Genomic DNA, 15,268 nt, shown 5'->3' with positions numbered 1-15,268 from the left:
GAATATGTATAGAGATAAAAGGATAAGAATTATTGTTGGTCATTATGGTAGTGGTAAAACAGAATTTAGTGTTAATTATGCTTTAAAAATAGCTCAGCAAGGAAAAAAAGTGGCACTTGTAGATTTAGATATAGTAAATTTATATTTTAGAAGTAGAGAAAAAGAAAAGGTGTTGGAAAAATCCAATGTGAAAGTAATTTCAAGTTCAATAAAAGCTTCTGCAGTAGATATACCAGCTATATCTGCAGAAGCTTATGCCCCACTACAAAATGAAAAATATGATACAATTCTAGATATAGGGGGAGATCCTGTAGGAGCTAGGGTTTTAGGAAGATATAATGATATTTTAAAAGAAGGAAGCTATGATATGTTTTATGTTCTAAATGCCAATAGACCTGAAACCAATACTCTAGATAAGGCAATAGGGTATTTAAATGCTATAGAAGGTGCTTCAAGAAAAAAGGTAACAGGAATCATAAACAATACACATATGCTTAAAAGTACTACTGTAGATGACGTATTAAAAGGTCAGAAATTGGCAAAAGAACTTTCACAAAAGTTAGAAATACCTATTAAATATATAGTTGCACTAGAAAGTGTAGCAGAAAAACTTCCAAATAATTTGGAAGGAGAAATTTTCCCAATTAATTTATATATGAGGGAAGATTGGATGCTTTAATTAATTATGAGTAAGGAGGGGTCAATATGCCTAAAGTTAAAGGAAGGGTTACATTTCAGGAAAACCTTTGCAAAGGATGTGGACTATGCGTATCTGTATGTCCAATGAAAATCATATCCTTAGATAAAGAAAAAATAAATGAAAAAGGATATCATCCAGCAACAGTAAAAGAAATGGACAAATGTATTGGTTGTACAAATTGTGCAACTATGTGTCCAGATGTAGTTATTACAGTTGAAAGGATTACTGAATAAAAATAAGGAGGGTTTATAACATGGCTAAAATTCTCATGAAGGGAAATGAGGCTATTGGAGCTGCTGCAATTGAAGCTGGCTGTAAGTACTTTTTTGGGTACCCGATAACTCCTCAAAGTGAACTCCCTGAATATATGGCAAGAGAAATGCCTAAGATTAACGGGGTATTTTTACAAGCAGAAAGTGAAATTGCTGCTATAAATATGGTATATGGAGCAGCAGGAGCAGGTGCAAGAGTAATGACTTCCTCATCAAGCCCTGGTATTTCATTAAAGCAAGAAGGTATTTCTTATATAGCAGGTGCTGAGCTACCATGTTTAATAGTAAATATAATGAGAGGTGGTCCAGGCCTAGGAAGTATTCAACCTTCTCAAACAGATTATTTCCAAGCAACAAGAGGAGGGGGAAATGGAGATTACAGATTAGTAGTTCTTGCTCCAGCAAATGTACAAGAACTAGTAGATTTAATAATAGAAGGATTTGATATAGCAGATCAGTATAGGAATCCAGTAATGATTCTTGGAGATGGAATGATTGGACAAATGATGGAGCCTGTTGAATTTAAGAAGCCTAAAAAGAGAGAACTACCAGAAAAAGATTGGGCTACAACAGGGACAAAAGGAAAGAGAAAACCTAATATTATTAACTCTCTTTATTTAGCAGCAGAAGAGTTAGAAGAGCATAATGAGAGACTTCAAAAAAAATATAAAGCTATTAAAGAAAATGAAGTAAAAGTTGAATCTTACAACATTGAAGATGCAGATATAGTAGTTGCAGCTTATGGAACAACTTCTAGAATAGCTAAAACTGCAATTTCTCAATTAGAAAAAGAAGGATATAAAGTAGGACTTATAAGACCAATATCTTTATGGCCTTTCCCATATGATGAATTCAATAAAATAAATGATAAGTGCAAGGGTGTATTGACTATAGAAATGAATACTGGCCAAATGGTAGACGACGTAAAAATTGCAGTAAATGGCAGATTTCCGGTTTACTTTTATGGAAGAACGGGTGGGATGGTTCCTACACCTAATGAAATAGCTGAAAAGGTAAAAGAATCTATGGAGGTGAAAAGTAATGGCTGTAGTATTTGAGAAGACTAGAGGGTTAACAGATGAACAAACCCACTATTGTCCAGGATGTACCCATGGTATAGTTCATAGATTAGTTGCTGAATCTTTGGAAGAGTTAGGAGTTCTTGATGATACTATAGGGGTTGCACCTGTAGGATGTTCTGTTCTAGCATATAAATATTTTAATTGCGATATGCATGAGGCAGCTCATGGAAGGGCACCTGCAGTAGCTACGGGAATAAAAAGGGTTCATCCAGATAAATTTGTATTTACCTATCAAGGAGATGGGGATTTAGCTTCAATAGGTACTGCTGAAATAGTTCATGCTGCCCATCGTGGAGAAAAAATTTCAACTATATTTATAAATAATGCAATATATGGTATGACTGGAGGACAGATGGCTCCAACAACCCTTGTAGGACAAAAAGCTACAACAGCACCTTATGGAAGAGATGAAGCTCATGCTGGTAGACCTATAAGAATGGCTGAAATGCTTGCTACAATTCATGGAGCAAAGTTTGTAGAAAGGGTAGCAGTAAATACTCCAGCTAATGTAAGAAAAGCAAAAAAAGCTATAAAAAAATGTTTTGAAACACAAATTAATGGAGAAGGATTTGGAATAGTAGAAGTACTATCTACTTGTCCAACTAATTGGGGATATACTCCAGAAGAAGCTTTGAAATGGTTAGAAGAAAACATGATACCTTATTATCCTCTAGGAAATTTTAGAACCCCAGAGGAGGTGGAATAAGAAATGGAAGAAAGAATAGTTGTTGCAGGTTTTGGTGGGCAAGGAGTTATGGCTATAGGTCAATTGTTAACTTATGCTGGAATGATTGAAAATAGACATGTATCATGGCTACCATCTTATGGGCCAGAAATGCGTGGAGGGACTGCTAACTGTAACGTTATAGTATCTGATGAATCTATAGGAGCACCAGTAATAGAAGAAGCAAGTGCAGTAATTGTTATGAACAAACCATCTCTTGATAAATTTGAAGATGATGTAATAAAAGGTGGAAAACTTTTTATTAATTCATCTTTAATAGATAAGAAAGCAGTAAGAAATGATATAGATGTATATTATATACCAGCTAATGAAATAGCAAACAAATTAGGGAATGATAGGGTTGCAAATATGGTAATATTAGGAGCTTATTTAGAAGCTACTAAATTGGTAAAAGAAGAATCTGTATTAGAAGCTTTTACTAAAGTGTTTGGGGAAAATAAAGCCCATCTATTACCTTTAAACAAAGAGGCTATTGAAAAAGGTATGGAAGCAGCAAAAGAACAAGAGAAAGCAATGGTATAAATGTACAAAAAGCTAGCTGAATTTCAGCTAGCTTTTTTATTTTTAAACAATTGTTTTTTGTAATAATTTACTTTAAAAAATATGTTGCATTTTATTTATGTTTCTGGTATAATATCAGTTGGGCGTATTATACAATTCTGCTCGTTATTTTCTTTCGGTTTTTATCAATTCGTTTTTATTAACTATTCTTTTTAAATTATTAAATTATATCTATTAAAATCTGAAACAAGAGTTTAAATAAAATTTTTTAAAGAAGGCTAAACTATAGCTTTACTTTCTCATGTTTAAAAACGGACAAAGCAAAAGCTAAAGTCTATCGTTTTATAAAAATAGGAGGTCTTATATATGAAAATAGGTGTGTTTTGGAGAAAATTCAGAAATGTGGAATTTCAGAAAAAACTTACACCAGATAAAGTTTATGATGATGCTTATGAAGAAGCATATCAACATTATATGGCTCTTAAAGAGTCAGGTTATGATGCAGTATTGCTAGAATGGAGAGTGGATCCTAGAGAAACATTGAAAAATATTATTAAGGAAAAGGTAGATTTAATATTCAATGCTTCTAGTCTTAAAGAGATTTCATTTCTTGAAGCATTTGGTATACCTTATGTAGGATCTGGTATAGATTTAGTAGCTACTAACAAAGCTGTTAGAAAAGAAATAGTAGCTTTCAATAAATTACCTACACCTAAGTTTGTAATAGCTAGGAGTCCAAAAGAGATTCCAAAGACAGATTTAAACTATCCATTGTTCGTAAAACCTTTAAGAGGTAGAGGAAGTGCTGGTATTAGCGAGGAAAATATAATTTATAAATATGAACAACTTCCTAAAGTGGTTGAAAAAATAACTGAAAAAATAGGCCAACCAGCATTAATTGAAGAATTTATAGATGGAAGAGAGTTAACTGTTGGCATTATTGGATATAAAGAGCCTAAAATATTACCTCTTTTAGAAATTGGATACAATTCTGCTAAAACAAATACTTATGAACATAAGATGTTTGATAATGAAATAATACATTGTCCAGCAGATTTTCCTAAAGATATTGAAAATAAAATTAAAAAAACGGCTTTAGAAATATATAAAGTTTTAAATGTTAAGGATTTTGGCAGAATAGATATGATTTTAGGAAAGGACAATATACCATATTTCTTAGAGATAAATACTTTTGCAGGTCTTACTATGGAGGCAAGAAAGGGCGAGAAAAATGTTCATCACGGATATATGGGATATATGGCAAATGAACTAGGATATGATAGAGCAGAATTTATTTCTATGATTACAGAGAGCGCTATAGATAGATATGGACTAATTGATGGAGAAAGAAAAGAACCGCTTATTTCATAAAAATTATGTACAGAAATATATGAATATTCACAATTCAATCGCTTAATTCTTTTATTTTAAAAGAAGCGGGGGAACCATGTATATGGGGTGAATCCTCTTAGAGGTAGGGCATACCCTTGCCCGAATCCGTCAGTTAACTCCGTCAGCGTAGAAGGGGAATAGTATTTTAATTTAGACTATGGGCCCCATAGTCTAAATTTTATTATAAATATTGTGCTTAGGGAGGGAGTGTCTTATGAAAAATTGTCTTAGTTATGGGATTATAGGAGCAGGAAATGGAGGACTTGCAATGGCAGGTTATCTAGCTAAAAAAGGTTTCGCAGTAAATCTATATAATAGAACCTTACAAAAAATTTTACCATTAATGGAGAAGCCAACTATTACATTGACAGGGGAAAAAGAAGGTACTGGAAAGCTAAACATAGTTAGCGACAATATAAAGGAAGTTATTGAAAATGTGGATATAATAATGGTCACTATTCCCGCTATTGGGCATTATAACCTTGGAAAGTTAATGGCCCCATATTTAAAAGATGGTCAAATAATAATTTTAAATCCAGGTAGAACAGGTGGAGCATTAGAAATATATACTACCCTTAAGAAAAATGGATGTGATAAAAATATAGTTGTAGGAGAGGCTCAAACTTTCATATATGCTTGTAGGAAAACTAGTGCTAGATCTGCTCATATATATAGAGAAAAAAATGAGGTATCTTTAGCGTGCATTCCATCTACAAAGACGGATGAAGTTATTCATATGCTTTCATCTGCATATCCACAATTTGTACCTGCAAGGGATGTTATGGAAACAAGTTTGAATAACTATGGTGCTATATTTCATCCAGCCCCTACTTTATTAAATAGTGGTCATATCGAAAGAGGGGCGCCATTTGATTATTATACAGAGGGAATTACACCATCAATTAGTAAGTTTTTAGAAAAGATGGATAATGAAAGAATGAGAATAGCCCAAGCATTGAATATTGAAACTTGCTCAGCTAAGGATTGGCTATATGAATCCTATGGAGCAGTAGGAACAAACCTATATGAAGCTATACAAAATAATCCAGGATATAAAGGACTTTTAGCTCCTAAAGGACTTAATATCAGATATATATATGAAGATGTACCCTATAGTTTAGTTCCCATGTCTTCACTTGGAAAACAATTAAATATAGATACTCTAGCAATAGATTCTGTAATTAGACTAGCTGAACTTATGACAGGGAAAGATTTTTGGAATAGTGGTAGGACAGTTGAACATCTTGGTCTTGATGGATTAGACTTAGATGAAATACACAATTTTGCTCAAACTGGTATAGTTACTAAAGAAAAAGGGGTGGTGGCATAATGAAGAGAATAATTGCTGGCACTATAGGAAACTGTGTTCATGTGGCAGGAACGATGAATTTTTTAACATTAGCTGAAAAAGAAGGTTATGAGACAGAATTTTTAGGTATTGCGCTTTCTATAGATAAAGTTATAGAAAAGATATTAGAATTAAATCCAGATATTGTAGCTTTAAGTTATAGACTTACTCCTGAACCATTAGAAGAAATACTTATTGAACTAAAAGAAAAAATAGAAAGACAGAATATAAATAATGTAAAATGGATGTTTGGTGGTACAGAGCCTACTGCAAAAATTGCAGAAAAAAGTGGGATTTTTCACAAGATCTTTTATGGAACAGAAGATATAGATGAAGTGATAGCTTACCTAAAGGGAAAGGATTATAAAAAACAAGAGTTCTATCCAAAAGATCTTATTACTAGAATTAATTCTAAATATCCTTATCCAATACTTAGACATCACTTAGGCCTTCCATCTTTAGAAAAAACAACTGAAGCAATAGAAAAAATAGCAAAAGCAGAAGTATTAGATGTTATATCAATTGCACCGGATCAAAATGCTCAGGAATATTTTTTTGAACAAGATAAAATGGATCATAGATTAGATGGAGCTGGAGGGGTGCCTCTGAGAAGTAGTGAAGATTTTAATAAACTTTATGAAGCAGCCCAAGTAGGTAATTATCCTTTACTAAGATGTTATAGTGGGACTAAAAATTTGTTACCCTTTGCTGAAATGCTAAAAAAGACCATTGATAATGCGTGGTGTGCAGTACCATTATTTTGGTACAGTGATTTAGATAAAAGAGGACCTAGGACTCTAAGAGAAGCCATTAAAGAAAATCAACAAGTAATGAAATGGCATGGAGATAGAGATATTCCTGTAGAGGTAAATGATCCTCATCATTGGAGTTTAAGGGATGCACATGATGCTATAGGAGTGGCTGCTGCTTATTTAGCTGCTTATAATGCTAAAAAAATGGGTGTAAAGGACTATGTATCACAATATATGTTTAATGTACCTGCATTTATGTCTCCGCAAATGGATTTAGCTAAGATGCTTGCAAAAATAGAATTGGTAGAAAGTTTGGAAGATGAAAACTTTAGAACATATAGACAGGCAAGAGCAGGGTTAGCAAGTTTCCCGGCAGACTTAAACCAAGCTAAAGGTCAATTAGCTTCATCAGCTTATCTAGCTATGGCTATAAAACCTCATATATATCATGTAGTTGGATATTGCGAAGCACATCATGCAGCTGGAGCAGAAGAAATAATAGAATCTTGTAAAATAGTTAGAGGTGTAATAAGGAACGAATTCTTAGGTACAGTTGATATGACTAAAAATTTAATAGTAGAGGAGAGGAAAAAAGAACTTATAGAAGAAGCTAATTTAATACTAGAGGCAATTAAAGTTTTAAATCCTACAGTAAAAGATCCATTATCAGATGTAGAAACCTTAGCAAGAGCAGTTGAAATAGGACTATTAGATACTCCACAATTTAAGGGAAACTCGGCCGCAAAAGGAGAATTAACTACTCGTTTAGTTAATGGAGCACTATATCCTTATGACACTAGAGAAGGAAGAGTTATATCAGAAAGAGAAAGAATAGATAGAATAATTAAAAATAATGAAAAAAAATCAGTAGTATAAAATTAATTTAAAAATAGGCTGTTTAAACAGCCTATTTTTATGCTTAGTTAAGCACATTCAATTTAATTATTAATTATAAATTACTATATATGTTATAATATAACTGGAAGAATTATAAATAAAAAAATAGGATTAAGAGAGTTAAAATATTGGAGGTTATTGGTACTACAGTTAGGGAGAATAAAGAAGTTTTAAAAGATATTGATGGGGAAAATTAAAGCTATTATCTAAAATAGTTAATATCTTGTTATAGATATATTAAAATGTAATTCAGGCCATGGGGTATTCTGGAAAAAAAGAAATTGAAAAAACTTTTTATTTAATATATACTATTTCTTGTAAGTTGAAGGCAATATATAAGTTTAATGACCATGTATGCTGTATATGTTGCTATTAGTAGGTTTGGAGGTGTATATATTGAATACTATATATTCTGTAGGAATTTCAGGGGTAGGAAGTTATGTTCCTGAAAAAATAGTAACAAATGATGATTTAAGCAAGATAGTAGATACTTCAGATGAATGGATAAGGACTAGAACAGGGATTTGTGAAAGAAGGATAGCAAAGAAAGATATAGCAACTTCAGACCTGTGCACAGAAGCTGTAAAAAAAGCTATTAGGGATGCAAATATTTTGCCAGAAGATATAGATTTGATTCTTGTGGCAACAGTTACACCTGATATGGCATTTCCTTCTACTGCATGTATTGTGCAGAAGAATATAGGAGCAAATAATGCCAGTGCTTTTGATATATCAGTTGGGTGCTCAGGTTTTTTATATGGGCTGGCTATAGGCTCTAATTTTATAGCAACTGGAGCATATGACACAGTTTTAGTTGTTGGAGCTGAGATATTATCTCGAATATTAGATTGGAAAGATAGGAATACCTGTGTACTTTTTGGGGATGGTGCAGGAGCTTGTGTTTTACAGAGATGTGAAGATGGAAAAGGTATACTTTCTTATGATTTAGGAGCAGACGGAGCAAATGGACATTTCTTAACTCAACCGGCAGGAGGTTCTCTAAATCCTGCATCAATTGAAACTGTAAATAAAAGACTCCATTATGTACATATGGATGGAAGAGAGGTTTTTAAGTTTGCAGTAAGATCTATGGAAAAAGCATCTAAAAGGGCTTTAGAAAAAGCAAATATTCCTTTGGAAGCTATTGATTATCTTATTCCTCATCAGGCAAATATAAGAATTATTGAATCTGCAGCTAAGAGGCTTAAGATAAAAAGAGATAAAGTATATGTAAATTTAGATAGATATGGGAATATATCATCTGCTTCAATACCCATTGCTTTAGATGAAGCTTTCCACAAAGGTTACATAAAAAAAGATGATATAGTTTTATTCGTAGCTTTTGGTGCAGGACTTACTTGGGCATCAGTACTATTGAAATGGAATAAATAAAGGATGGTGTATATGTTTAATACAAAGATATGTGATATTTTAGACATAGAGTGTCCAATTATACAAGGAGGAATGGCTTGGGTAGCAACCCATGAATTAGCTCAAGCAGTATCAAATGCAGGAGGATTAGGAGTCATTGCTGCAGGAGCTGCACCTGTGGAAGTTGTAAGAGATGAAATAAAAAAGTTAAAGAAAAATACAGATAAGCCTTTTGGTGTAAATATAATGCTTATGTCTCCTTTTGCTGAAGATATAGTAGAATTGGTTTGTGAAGAAAAAGTTCCTGTTGTTACTACAGGGGCTGGAAATCCTGGCAAATATATGGATAAATTCAAAAGTAATGGAATAAAGGTTGTTCCTATAGTTCCTTCAGTTGCTTTGGCAAAAAGATTGGAAAGGCAAGGAGCAGATGCACTTATAGTAGAAGGTACAGAAGCTGGTGGACATATTGGGGAGTTAACTACTATGTCTTTAGTTCCACAAGTGGTAGATGTTGTAGATATTCCAGTTATTGCAGCAGGAGGAATTGCAGATGGGAGAGGTTTTTTAGCGGCCCTTTCTTTAGGAGCTGAAGGAATACAAATGGGGACTAGATTTGTTTGTTCTACTGAGTGTATAGCTCATGATAATTATAAGAGGAAAATTGTGAAAGCAAAAGATAGAGATGCAATAGTAACAGGAAGAAGCACAGGTTATCCAGTAAGAGTGATAAAAAATAGATTTTCTAAAGAGTATATAAAATTAGAAAAAGAAGAAGTTCCTTTTGAAGAATTAGAAGAATTAGGAGCAGGTAGATTGAGATTGGCTGTAAAAGAGGGAGATATAGACAATGGATCTTTAATGGCTGGACAAATTTCAGGCATGATTAAAGATATAAAATCCTGTGAAGAAATTATAAATGATATTATAAAAGATGCAGAAAAAGAACTTAATAAGTTGTATAGTTTTAAAAGAGGTGAGTAAAATGGGAAAAGTAGCTTTTGTTTTTCCTGGTCAAGGAGCACAATTTGTAGGAATGGGGAAGGATTTTTATGATAATTTTTCTGTTTCTAGAGAAGTATTTGAAGCTGCAAATGAAAGCTTAGGAACTGATATAAAAAGTATATGTTTTGAAGGAACAGAGGAGGAACTTGTTAAAACAGAGAACACTCAACCTGCAATACTTACTACTAGTGTTGCCATATTAAAAGCTCTTGAAGAAAGAGGAATAAATTGTGATTATACAGCAGGTTTAAGTTTAGGAGAATATACAGCATTAGTTGAAGCAAATGCTCTTGATTTTAATGAAACAGTAAACTTAGTTAAAAATAGGGGTAAATACATGCAAGAAGCTGTACCAGAAGGTAAAGGTGGAATGGCAGCTATTTTAGGGCTAGAGAAATCTAAAATATTAGAAGCTATTAAAGAAGCGAGAAATTATGGTGTTGTTGATATAGCGAATTATAACAGTCCTGAACAAATTGTTATATCAGGAGAAGTAGAGCCATTAAAGGTAGCTGTATCTCAATCAAAAGAATTAGGAGCTAAAAAAGCTGTACATTTACCAGTAAGTGCACCATTCCATTCAAGTTTATTAGAACCGGCTGGTGAAAAGCTAAAGAAAGATTTAGAAAATGTAAAAGTAAATGATTTAGAGAAAATAGTTATTACTAATGTAGATGCAAAACCTCTTAGAGATAAAGAAGAAGTTAAGTCAAGTCTTGTAAGACAAGTGAGTAATTCAGTACTGTGGTGTGATTCCATAATCTATATGTTAGATAATGGAGTAGATACCTTTGTTGAAATTGGACCAGGTAAAAGTTTAAAAGGATTTATAAAAAGAATAGCGAAACCTTTAAATAAAGAAGTAAATGTTTTTAGTGTAAGCAATCTTTCAGGATTTGAAAAGGTATGTGATTTTTTTGGTAAGGAGGTTTAAATATTGATTTTAAAAGAGAAAAATGCCTTAGTTACTGGGGGCTCTAGAGGGATTGGAAGAGCTACCGCTATAGAATTATCTAAAGAAGGAGCCAATGTTATTATTACTTATAATAGTAATGAAGAAAAAGCTAAGGAGGTGATCAAAGAAGTAGAAAAAAATGGAGTCAAAGGGCTGGCTATTAAAGCCGATGTTTCATCGGAAGAAGATGTTAAGAGTATGATGAAAACGATTAAGAGTCAATTTGATTCTATTGATGTATTAGTAAATAATGCAGGAGTCACAAAAGATAATCTTCTTATAAGAATGAAGTCAGAAGATTGGGATAAAGTAATTAATACAAACTTGAAAGGTGTATATTTATGTACTAAAGCAGTTGTCAGAGGAATGATGAAAAAAAGACATGGAAAGATTGTAAATATTGCTTCAGTTGTTGGAATATCTGGAAATGCAGGTCAAGGAAATTATAGTGCTTCAAAAGCAGGAGTTATTGGATTTACAAAGTCCATTGCTAAAGAATTAGGCAGTAGAGGAATAAATGTTAATGGAGTGGCTCCGGGATTTGTGGAAACAGATATGACAGAAGTTTTAAGTGAAGATATTAAGGAGCAATCCCTTAAATTGATACCTTTAAATAGATTTGCAAAACCAGAAGATATAGCTAATGTTGTAGTATTTCTATGTAGTGAAAAGGCAAACTATATTACAGGTCAAATAATAAATGTTGATGGTGGTATGTTAATGTAAAAAATATTAGAGGAGGAATAATTATGGAAATCTTTGAAACTATTAGAGGAATTATTTGTGAACAATTAGAAATTGAGGATGAAGAAACTATAACTATGGAGACTTCTATAATGGATGATTTAGAAGCTGATTCACTAGATGCAGTAGAAGTAATGATGGATATTGAAGATGAATTTGATATTGAAATTCCAGATGAAGATGCAGAAGAATTTAAAAATATTGCAGATATAGTAAAATATATAGAAGAAAAAATAGCTTAATAATATGGGGTGATATACAATTGAGAAGAGTAGTTGTAACAGGACTAGGACCTATAACACCTATAGGAATTGGAAAAGAAAACTACTGGAAATCCCTTATGGAGGGCAGATCTGGAATATCTCGAATAACCAATTTTGATCCAGAAAATCATGCTAGTCAAATAGCAGGAGAAGTTAAGGACTTTAATCCAGAAAATTATATAGAAAGAAAAGAAGCAAAAAGGATGGATAGATTTAGTCAGTTTGCAGTTGCAGGAGCTATGTTAGCTGTAGAAGATAGTGAGATAGATATAGATAGTTTAGATAAGGAGAGGGTAGGAGTAATATTAGGATCAGGAGTAGGAGGAATTGAAACTTTAGAAAAAGAACATTCCAAACTTGTTGAAAAAGGTCCTCGAAGAGTAAGCCCGTTTTTCATACCAATGATGATTGCTAATATGGGTCCAGGACATATAACTATGTTATATGATTTTAGAGGACCTAGTTTTACTATAACTACAGCTTGTGCATCAGGAACTCATGCAATTGGTGAATCATTCAAACTAATACAAACTGGGACTTGTGATGTAGTAGTAACTGGAGGTAGCGAAGCAGCAGTATCTCCTATAGCTGTAGCAGGTTTTAGTTCAATGAGAGCATTGTCAACGAGAAATGAAGAACCTGAAAAGGCATGTAGACCTTTTGATAAGGATAGGGATGGTTTTATCATAGGAGAAGGAGCAGGAATATTGATCCTTGAAGAATTAGAACATGCTCTAAAAAGAGGAGCTCATATATATGGAGAGGTTGTAGGATATGGTGCTACATCAGACGCATATCATATTACTGCCCCGGATCCAGAAGCGACAGGAGCAGCAAACTCCATAAAAATTGCATTAGAAGATGGACAAGTTGACTATACTCAAGTTGATTATATAAATGCTCATGGAACTAGTACTTATTATAATGATAAATTAGAAACCTTAGCTATAAAGAAAGTTTTTAAAGAACATGCTAGCAAAATTTCAATTAGTTCAACAAAATCTATGACAGGCCATTTATTAGGAGCTGCAGGAGGTATTGAAGCTATAGCATCAGTACTTGCTATAGAAAATAGTAAAATTCCTCCAACTATAAATTATGAAACTTTTGATTCAGAATGTGATCTTGACTATACTCCAAATAAACCAGTAGATAGAGAAGTAAGATATGCTTTATCTAATTCATTAGGATTTGGTGGACATAATGGGACTATAATATTTAAAAAATATGATAAATAAAAAAAGGCAGTCTAAAAATATATTTTTAGACTGCCTTTTTTATCCTATTGCAAACATTAATTCTCCTTCAGCAACTAGCTTATTTTCAACATAAGCTTTAGCTTTTCCTACCCCCATAGAGCTCCTCATTCTCACTGTTTCTACTTCCATTTTTAAAGTGTCTCCTGGTATAACTTTTTTTCTGAACTTTACTTTATTGAGACCAACAAAATAAGGAGTTTTACCTTTAAATTTTTCTTCACTTAAAACTAGTACTGCTCCAGTTTGTGCCATAGCTTCTATTATCAATACTCCAGGCATAACAGGTTCCTGGGGAAAATGACCTTGGAAAAAAGGTTCATTTATAGTTACATTTTTATATCCTATGACTTTTTCACCTGGAGATACTATATTAATTTTATCTACCAAAAGAAAAGGATATCTATGGGGAAGAATTTCTTTAATATCATTTATATTTAACATATTGGACATAAATCCACCTCACTTATGTATTTTAGAGAAAGTTGAGTTTTATAAAAAAATAATATATACTATTTCTTGAAGTATAATTAATAGTACTTTAATTTTTCATTATATTATAAACTATAAAATTATTCAAATTGAAAATATATAATTCAACTATATATTAATTATATAGAAATAAATATTTAAAGATAAGTAGTAGGTGGGAGGTATAAATAGTGAAAAGAGTTGTTGTAACGGGCTTGGGACCTGTGACACCTATAGGGATTGGGAAAGAAAATTATTGGAAGTCCCTTATAGAAGGTAAATCAGGTATATCTTGTATAACCAATTTTGATGTGGAAGGCTATGAAAATAAAATTGCAGGAGAAGTAAAAGATTTTTATCCCCAAGACTATATGAAAAAAAAAGAAGCAAGAAGAATGGATAGATTTAGTCAGTTCGCAGTAGCAGGTACACAACTAGCTATAGATGATAGTAATTTAAATTTAGAAAAGATAGACAAGGAAAGGGTAGGAATAATATTAGGATCAGGAGTAGGAGGTATTGGTACAGCAGAATTAGAGCATACAAGATATTTAAAGAAGGGAAATAAAAGGGTTAGGCCTTTATTTATACCTATGATAATTTCAAACATGGGACCTGGACAAATATCTATGAATTTTGGATTTAAAGGACCTAGTTTTACAATGACTACAGCTTGTGCATCAGGAACTCATGCAATTGGTGAATCTTTTAGAATGATTCAAAATGGCGTTTGCGATATAGTAGTAACAGGAGGAAGTGAAGCAGCAATAAGTCCTATATCCATAGCAGGTCTTAGTTCAATGGGAGTTTTGTCTAAAAGAAATGATGAGCCTATAAAGGCGAGTAGACCTTTTGATAAAGATAGAGATGGCTTTGTTGTAGGTGAAGGTGCTGGAATATTAATTTTAGAAGAGTTAGGACATGCTATAAAAAGAGGAGCTCATATATATGGAGAGGTTGTAGGATATGGCACTATATCAGATTCCCATTATATAAATACAGATATAAGAAATAACAAAGATTTAGATGCAAAGGTAGATTCTGTATCAAAATCTATGAAGATTGCATTAGAAGATGGGAAGATAGACTATAAAGAAATAGATTATATAAATGCTCATGGGACAAGTACTTATAGTAGTGATAAATTAGAAACTTTAGCAATAAAAGAAGTATTTAAAGAATATGCTAATAAAATTTCAATTAGTTCAATAAAATCTATGACAGGCCATTTATTAGGAGCTTCAGGAGGTATTGAAGCTATAGCGACGCTACTTTCAATAATAAAAGGTATGATTCCTCCAACTATAAACTATGAAACTTCTGATCCAGAATGTGATCTTGATTATACTCCAAATAAATCAGTATTTAAAGATATAGAATATGCATTATCTAATTCATTCGGCTTTGGAGGGCATAATGCAACCTTATTATTTAAACAATTTGCAGGATAATAAGAAAGGGCTTTGAAATTTTTTCAAGGCCTTTTCTTGTATATAATCTTTTTCCTATTCCCA

General features: G+C 32.5%; 16 protein-coding genes and 1 riboswitch. Of the genes, 15 read left to right on the top strand and 1 reads right to left on the bottom strand.

What is annotated here, in order from left to right; all coding sequences use genetic code 11:
- Positions 1 to 4 precede the first annotated feature (4 nt).
- The 14 genes from FYJ27_RS00880 to fabF (FYJ27_RS00815) all read left to right on the top strand — a co-directional run bounded on the left by FYJ27_RS00880 (position 5) and on the right by fabF (FYJ27_RS00815) (position 13,265).
- Entirely contained in the window at positions 5 to 679 is a 675-nt protein-coding gene (locus FYJ27_RS00880; protein ID WP_154481677.1) for a nucleotide-binding protein, read from the top strand.
- A gap of 26 nt (positions 680 to 705) precedes the next feature.
- Positions 706 to 933 (top strand): 4Fe-4S binding protein, encoded by a 228-nt coding sequence (locus FYJ27_RS00875; protein WP_154481674.1) that lies wholly within the window; start codon positions 706 to 708, stop codon positions 931 to 933.
- 20 nt (positions 934 to 953) lie between these two features.
- Positions 954 to 2,030: a 3-methyl-2-oxobutanoate dehydrogenase subunit VorB gene (locus FYJ27_RS00870; protein ID WP_154481671.1), complete on the top strand. Its 1,077-nt coding sequence runs from the start codon at positions 954 to 956 to the stop codon at positions 2,028 to 2,030.
- On the top strand, positions 2,014 to 2,760 hold the full coding sequence (locus tag FYJ27_RS00865) for a thiamine pyrophosphate-dependent enzyme (protein WP_154481668.1): 747 nt from the start codon (positions 2,014 to 2,016) through the stop codon (positions 2,758 to 2,760). The genes FYJ27_RS00870 and FYJ27_RS00865 overlap by 17 nt, the downstream gene beginning before the upstream one ends.
- Positions 2,761 to 2,763: 3 nt before the next feature.
- On the top strand, positions 2,764 to 3,321 hold the full coding sequence (locus FYJ27_RS00860; RefSeq protein WP_154481665.1) for a 2-oxoacid:acceptor oxidoreductase family protein: 558 nt from the start codon (positions 2,764 to 2,766) through the stop codon (positions 3,319 to 3,321).
- Positions 3,322 to 3,666: 345 nt separating this feature from the next.
- On the top strand, positions 3,667 to 4,671 hold the full coding sequence (locus FYJ27_RS00855; RefSeq protein ID WP_154481662.1) for a D-alanine--D-alanine ligase family protein: 1,005 nt from the start codon (positions 3,667 to 3,669) through the stop codon (positions 4,669 to 4,671).
- 29 nt (positions 4,672 to 4,700) lie between these two features.
- A riboswitch (cyclic di-AMP (ydaO/yuaA leader) is annotated at positions 4,701 to 4,834 on the top strand.
- 72 nt (positions 4,835 to 4,906) lie between these two features.
- On the top strand, positions 4,907 to 6,022 hold the full coding sequence (locus FYJ27_RS00850; protein WP_154481659.1) for an NAD/NADP octopine/nopaline dehydrogenase family protein: 1,116 nt from the start codon (positions 4,907 to 4,909) through the stop codon (positions 6,020 to 6,022).
- Positions 6,022 to 7,668 (top strand): cobalamin B12-binding domain-containing protein, encoded by a 1,647-nt coding sequence (locus FYJ27_RS00845; RefSeq protein ID WP_154481656.1) that lies wholly within the window; start codon positions 6,022 to 6,024, stop codon positions 7,666 to 7,668. The genes FYJ27_RS00850 and FYJ27_RS00845 overlap by 1 nt, the downstream gene beginning before the upstream one ends.
- A gap of 417 nt (positions 7,669 to 8,085) precedes the next feature.
- Positions 8,086 to 9,081 carry a beta-ketoacyl-ACP synthase III gene (locus tag FYJ27_RS00840; protein ID WP_229775432.1) on the top strand — a complete coding sequence of 332 codons (996 nt, stop codon included), beginning with the start codon at positions 8,086 to 8,088 and terminating at the stop codon, positions 9,079 to 9,081.
- 12 nt (positions 9,082 to 9,093) lie between these two features.
- Positions 9,094 to 10,044: an enoyl-[acyl-carrier-protein] reductase FabK gene (fabK, locus tag FYJ27_RS00835; RefSeq protein ID WP_154481650.1), complete on the top strand. Its 951-nt coding sequence runs from the start codon at positions 9,094 to 9,096 to the stop codon at positions 10,042 to 10,044.
- Position 10,045: 1 nt separating this feature from the next.
- Positions 10,046 to 10,999, top strand: coding sequence for an ACP S-malonyltransferase (gene fabD / locus FYJ27_RS00830; protein ID WP_154481647.1), 954 nt, complete (start codon positions 10,046 to 10,048; stop codon positions 10,997 to 10,999).
- Between the two features lie 3 nt (positions 11,000 to 11,002).
- Positions 11,003 to 11,746 carry a 3-oxoacyl-[acyl-carrier-protein] reductase gene (gene fabG, locus FYJ27_RS00825; RefSeq protein ID WP_154481644.1) on the top strand — a complete coding sequence of 248 codons (744 nt, stop codon included), beginning with the start codon at positions 11,003 to 11,005 and terminating at the stop codon, positions 11,744 to 11,746.
- A 23-nt stretch (positions 11,747 to 11,769) separates the two neighbouring features.
- Entirely contained in the window at positions 11,770 to 12,006 is a 237-nt protein-coding gene (gene acpP, locus FYJ27_RS00820; RefSeq protein WP_154481641.1) for an acyl carrier protein, read from the top strand.
- Between the two features lie 20 nt (positions 12,007 to 12,026).
- Positions 12,027 to 13,265 (top strand): beta-ketoacyl-ACP synthase II, encoded by a 1,239-nt coding sequence (gene fabF, locus FYJ27_RS00815; protein ID WP_154481638.1) that lies wholly within the window; start codon positions 12,027 to 12,029, stop codon positions 13,263 to 13,265.
- A 39-nt stretch (positions 13,266 to 13,304) separates the two neighbouring features.
- Here fabF (FYJ27_RS00815) and fabZ read toward each other — a convergent pair whose 3' ends face one another.
- The gene (gene fabZ / locus FYJ27_RS00810; RefSeq protein WP_216384654.1) at positions 13,305 to 13,736 is read right to left on the bottom strand and encodes a 3-hydroxyacyl-ACP dehydratase FabZ; all 432 of its coding nucleotides are present in this window, start codon (positions 13,734 to 13,736) and stop codon (positions 13,305 to 13,307) included.
- Positions 13,737 to 13,945: 209 nt separating this feature from the next.
- Here fabZ and fabF (FYJ27_RS00805) point away from each other — a divergent pair, with 209 nt between their 5' ends.
- On the top strand, positions 13,946 to 15,205 hold the full coding sequence (gene fabF, locus FYJ27_RS00805) for a beta-ketoacyl-ACP synthase II (protein WP_226808460.1): 1,260 nt from the start codon (positions 13,946 to 13,948) through the stop codon (positions 15,203 to 15,205).
- Positions 15,206 to 15,268 lie beyond the last annotated feature (63 nt).

Origin of the sequence: Anaerosalibacter bizertensis (genome assembly GCF_009696605.1) — a bacterium.
Classification (GTDB): domain Bacteria; phylum Bacillota; class Clostridia; order Tissierellales; family Sporanaerobacteraceae; genus Anaerosalibacter; species Anaerosalibacter bizertensis.
Note: the sequence above shows the minus strand (reverse complement) of the source record. Positions and strands in the feature narration are given on the sequence as shown.

What these genes read in the sequence shown, in the direction of transcription:
- acpP (WP_154481641.1), top strand. Translation starts at nt 11,770, where the DNA reads ATGGAAATCTTTGAAACTATTAGAGGAATTATTTGTGAACAATTAGAA.
- fabD (WP_154481647.1), top strand. Translation starts at nt 10,046, where the DNA reads ATGGGAAAAGTAGCTTTTGTTTTTCCTGGTCAAGGAGCACAATTTGTA.
- FYJ27_RS00880 (WP_154481677.1), top strand. Translation starts at nt 5, where the DNA reads ATGTATAGAGATAAAAGGATAAGAATTATTGTTGGTCATTATGGTAGT.
- FYJ27_RS00875 (WP_154481674.1), top strand. Translation starts at nt 706, where the DNA reads ATGCCTAAAGTTAAAGGAAGGGTTACATTTCAGGAAAACCTTTGCAAA.
- FYJ27_RS00860 (WP_154481665.1), top strand. Translation starts at nt 2,764, where the DNA reads ATGGAAGAAAGAATAGTTGTTGCAGGTTTTGGTGGGCAAGGAGTTATG.
- FYJ27_RS00845 (WP_154481656.1), top strand. Translation starts at nt 6,022, where the DNA reads ATGAAGAGAATAATTGCTGGCACTATAGGAAACTGTGTTCATGTGGCA.
- FYJ27_RS00850 (WP_154481659.1), top strand. Translation starts at nt 4,907, where the DNA reads ATGAAAAATTGTCTTAGTTATGGGATTATAGGAGCAGGAAATGGAGGA.
- FYJ27_RS00865 (WP_154481668.1), top strand. Translation starts at nt 2,014, where the DNA reads ATGGCTGTAGTATTTGAGAAGACTAGAGGGTTAACAGATGAACAAACC.
- fabZ (WP_216384654.1), bottom strand. Translation starts at nt 13,736, where the DNA reads ATGTCCAATATGTTAAATATAAATGATATTAAAGAAATTCTTCCCCAT.
- FYJ27_RS00870 (WP_154481671.1), top strand. Translation starts at nt 954, where the DNA reads ATGGCTAAAATTCTCATGAAGGGAAATGAGGCTATTGGAGCTGCTGCA.
- FYJ27_RS00855 (WP_154481662.1), top strand. Translation starts at nt 3,667, where the DNA reads ATGAAAATAGGTGTGTTTTGGAGAAAATTCAGAAATGTGGAATTTCAG.
- fabK (WP_154481650.1), top strand. Translation starts at nt 9,094, where the DNA reads ATGTTTAATACAAAGATATGTGATATTTTAGACATAGAGTGTCCAATT.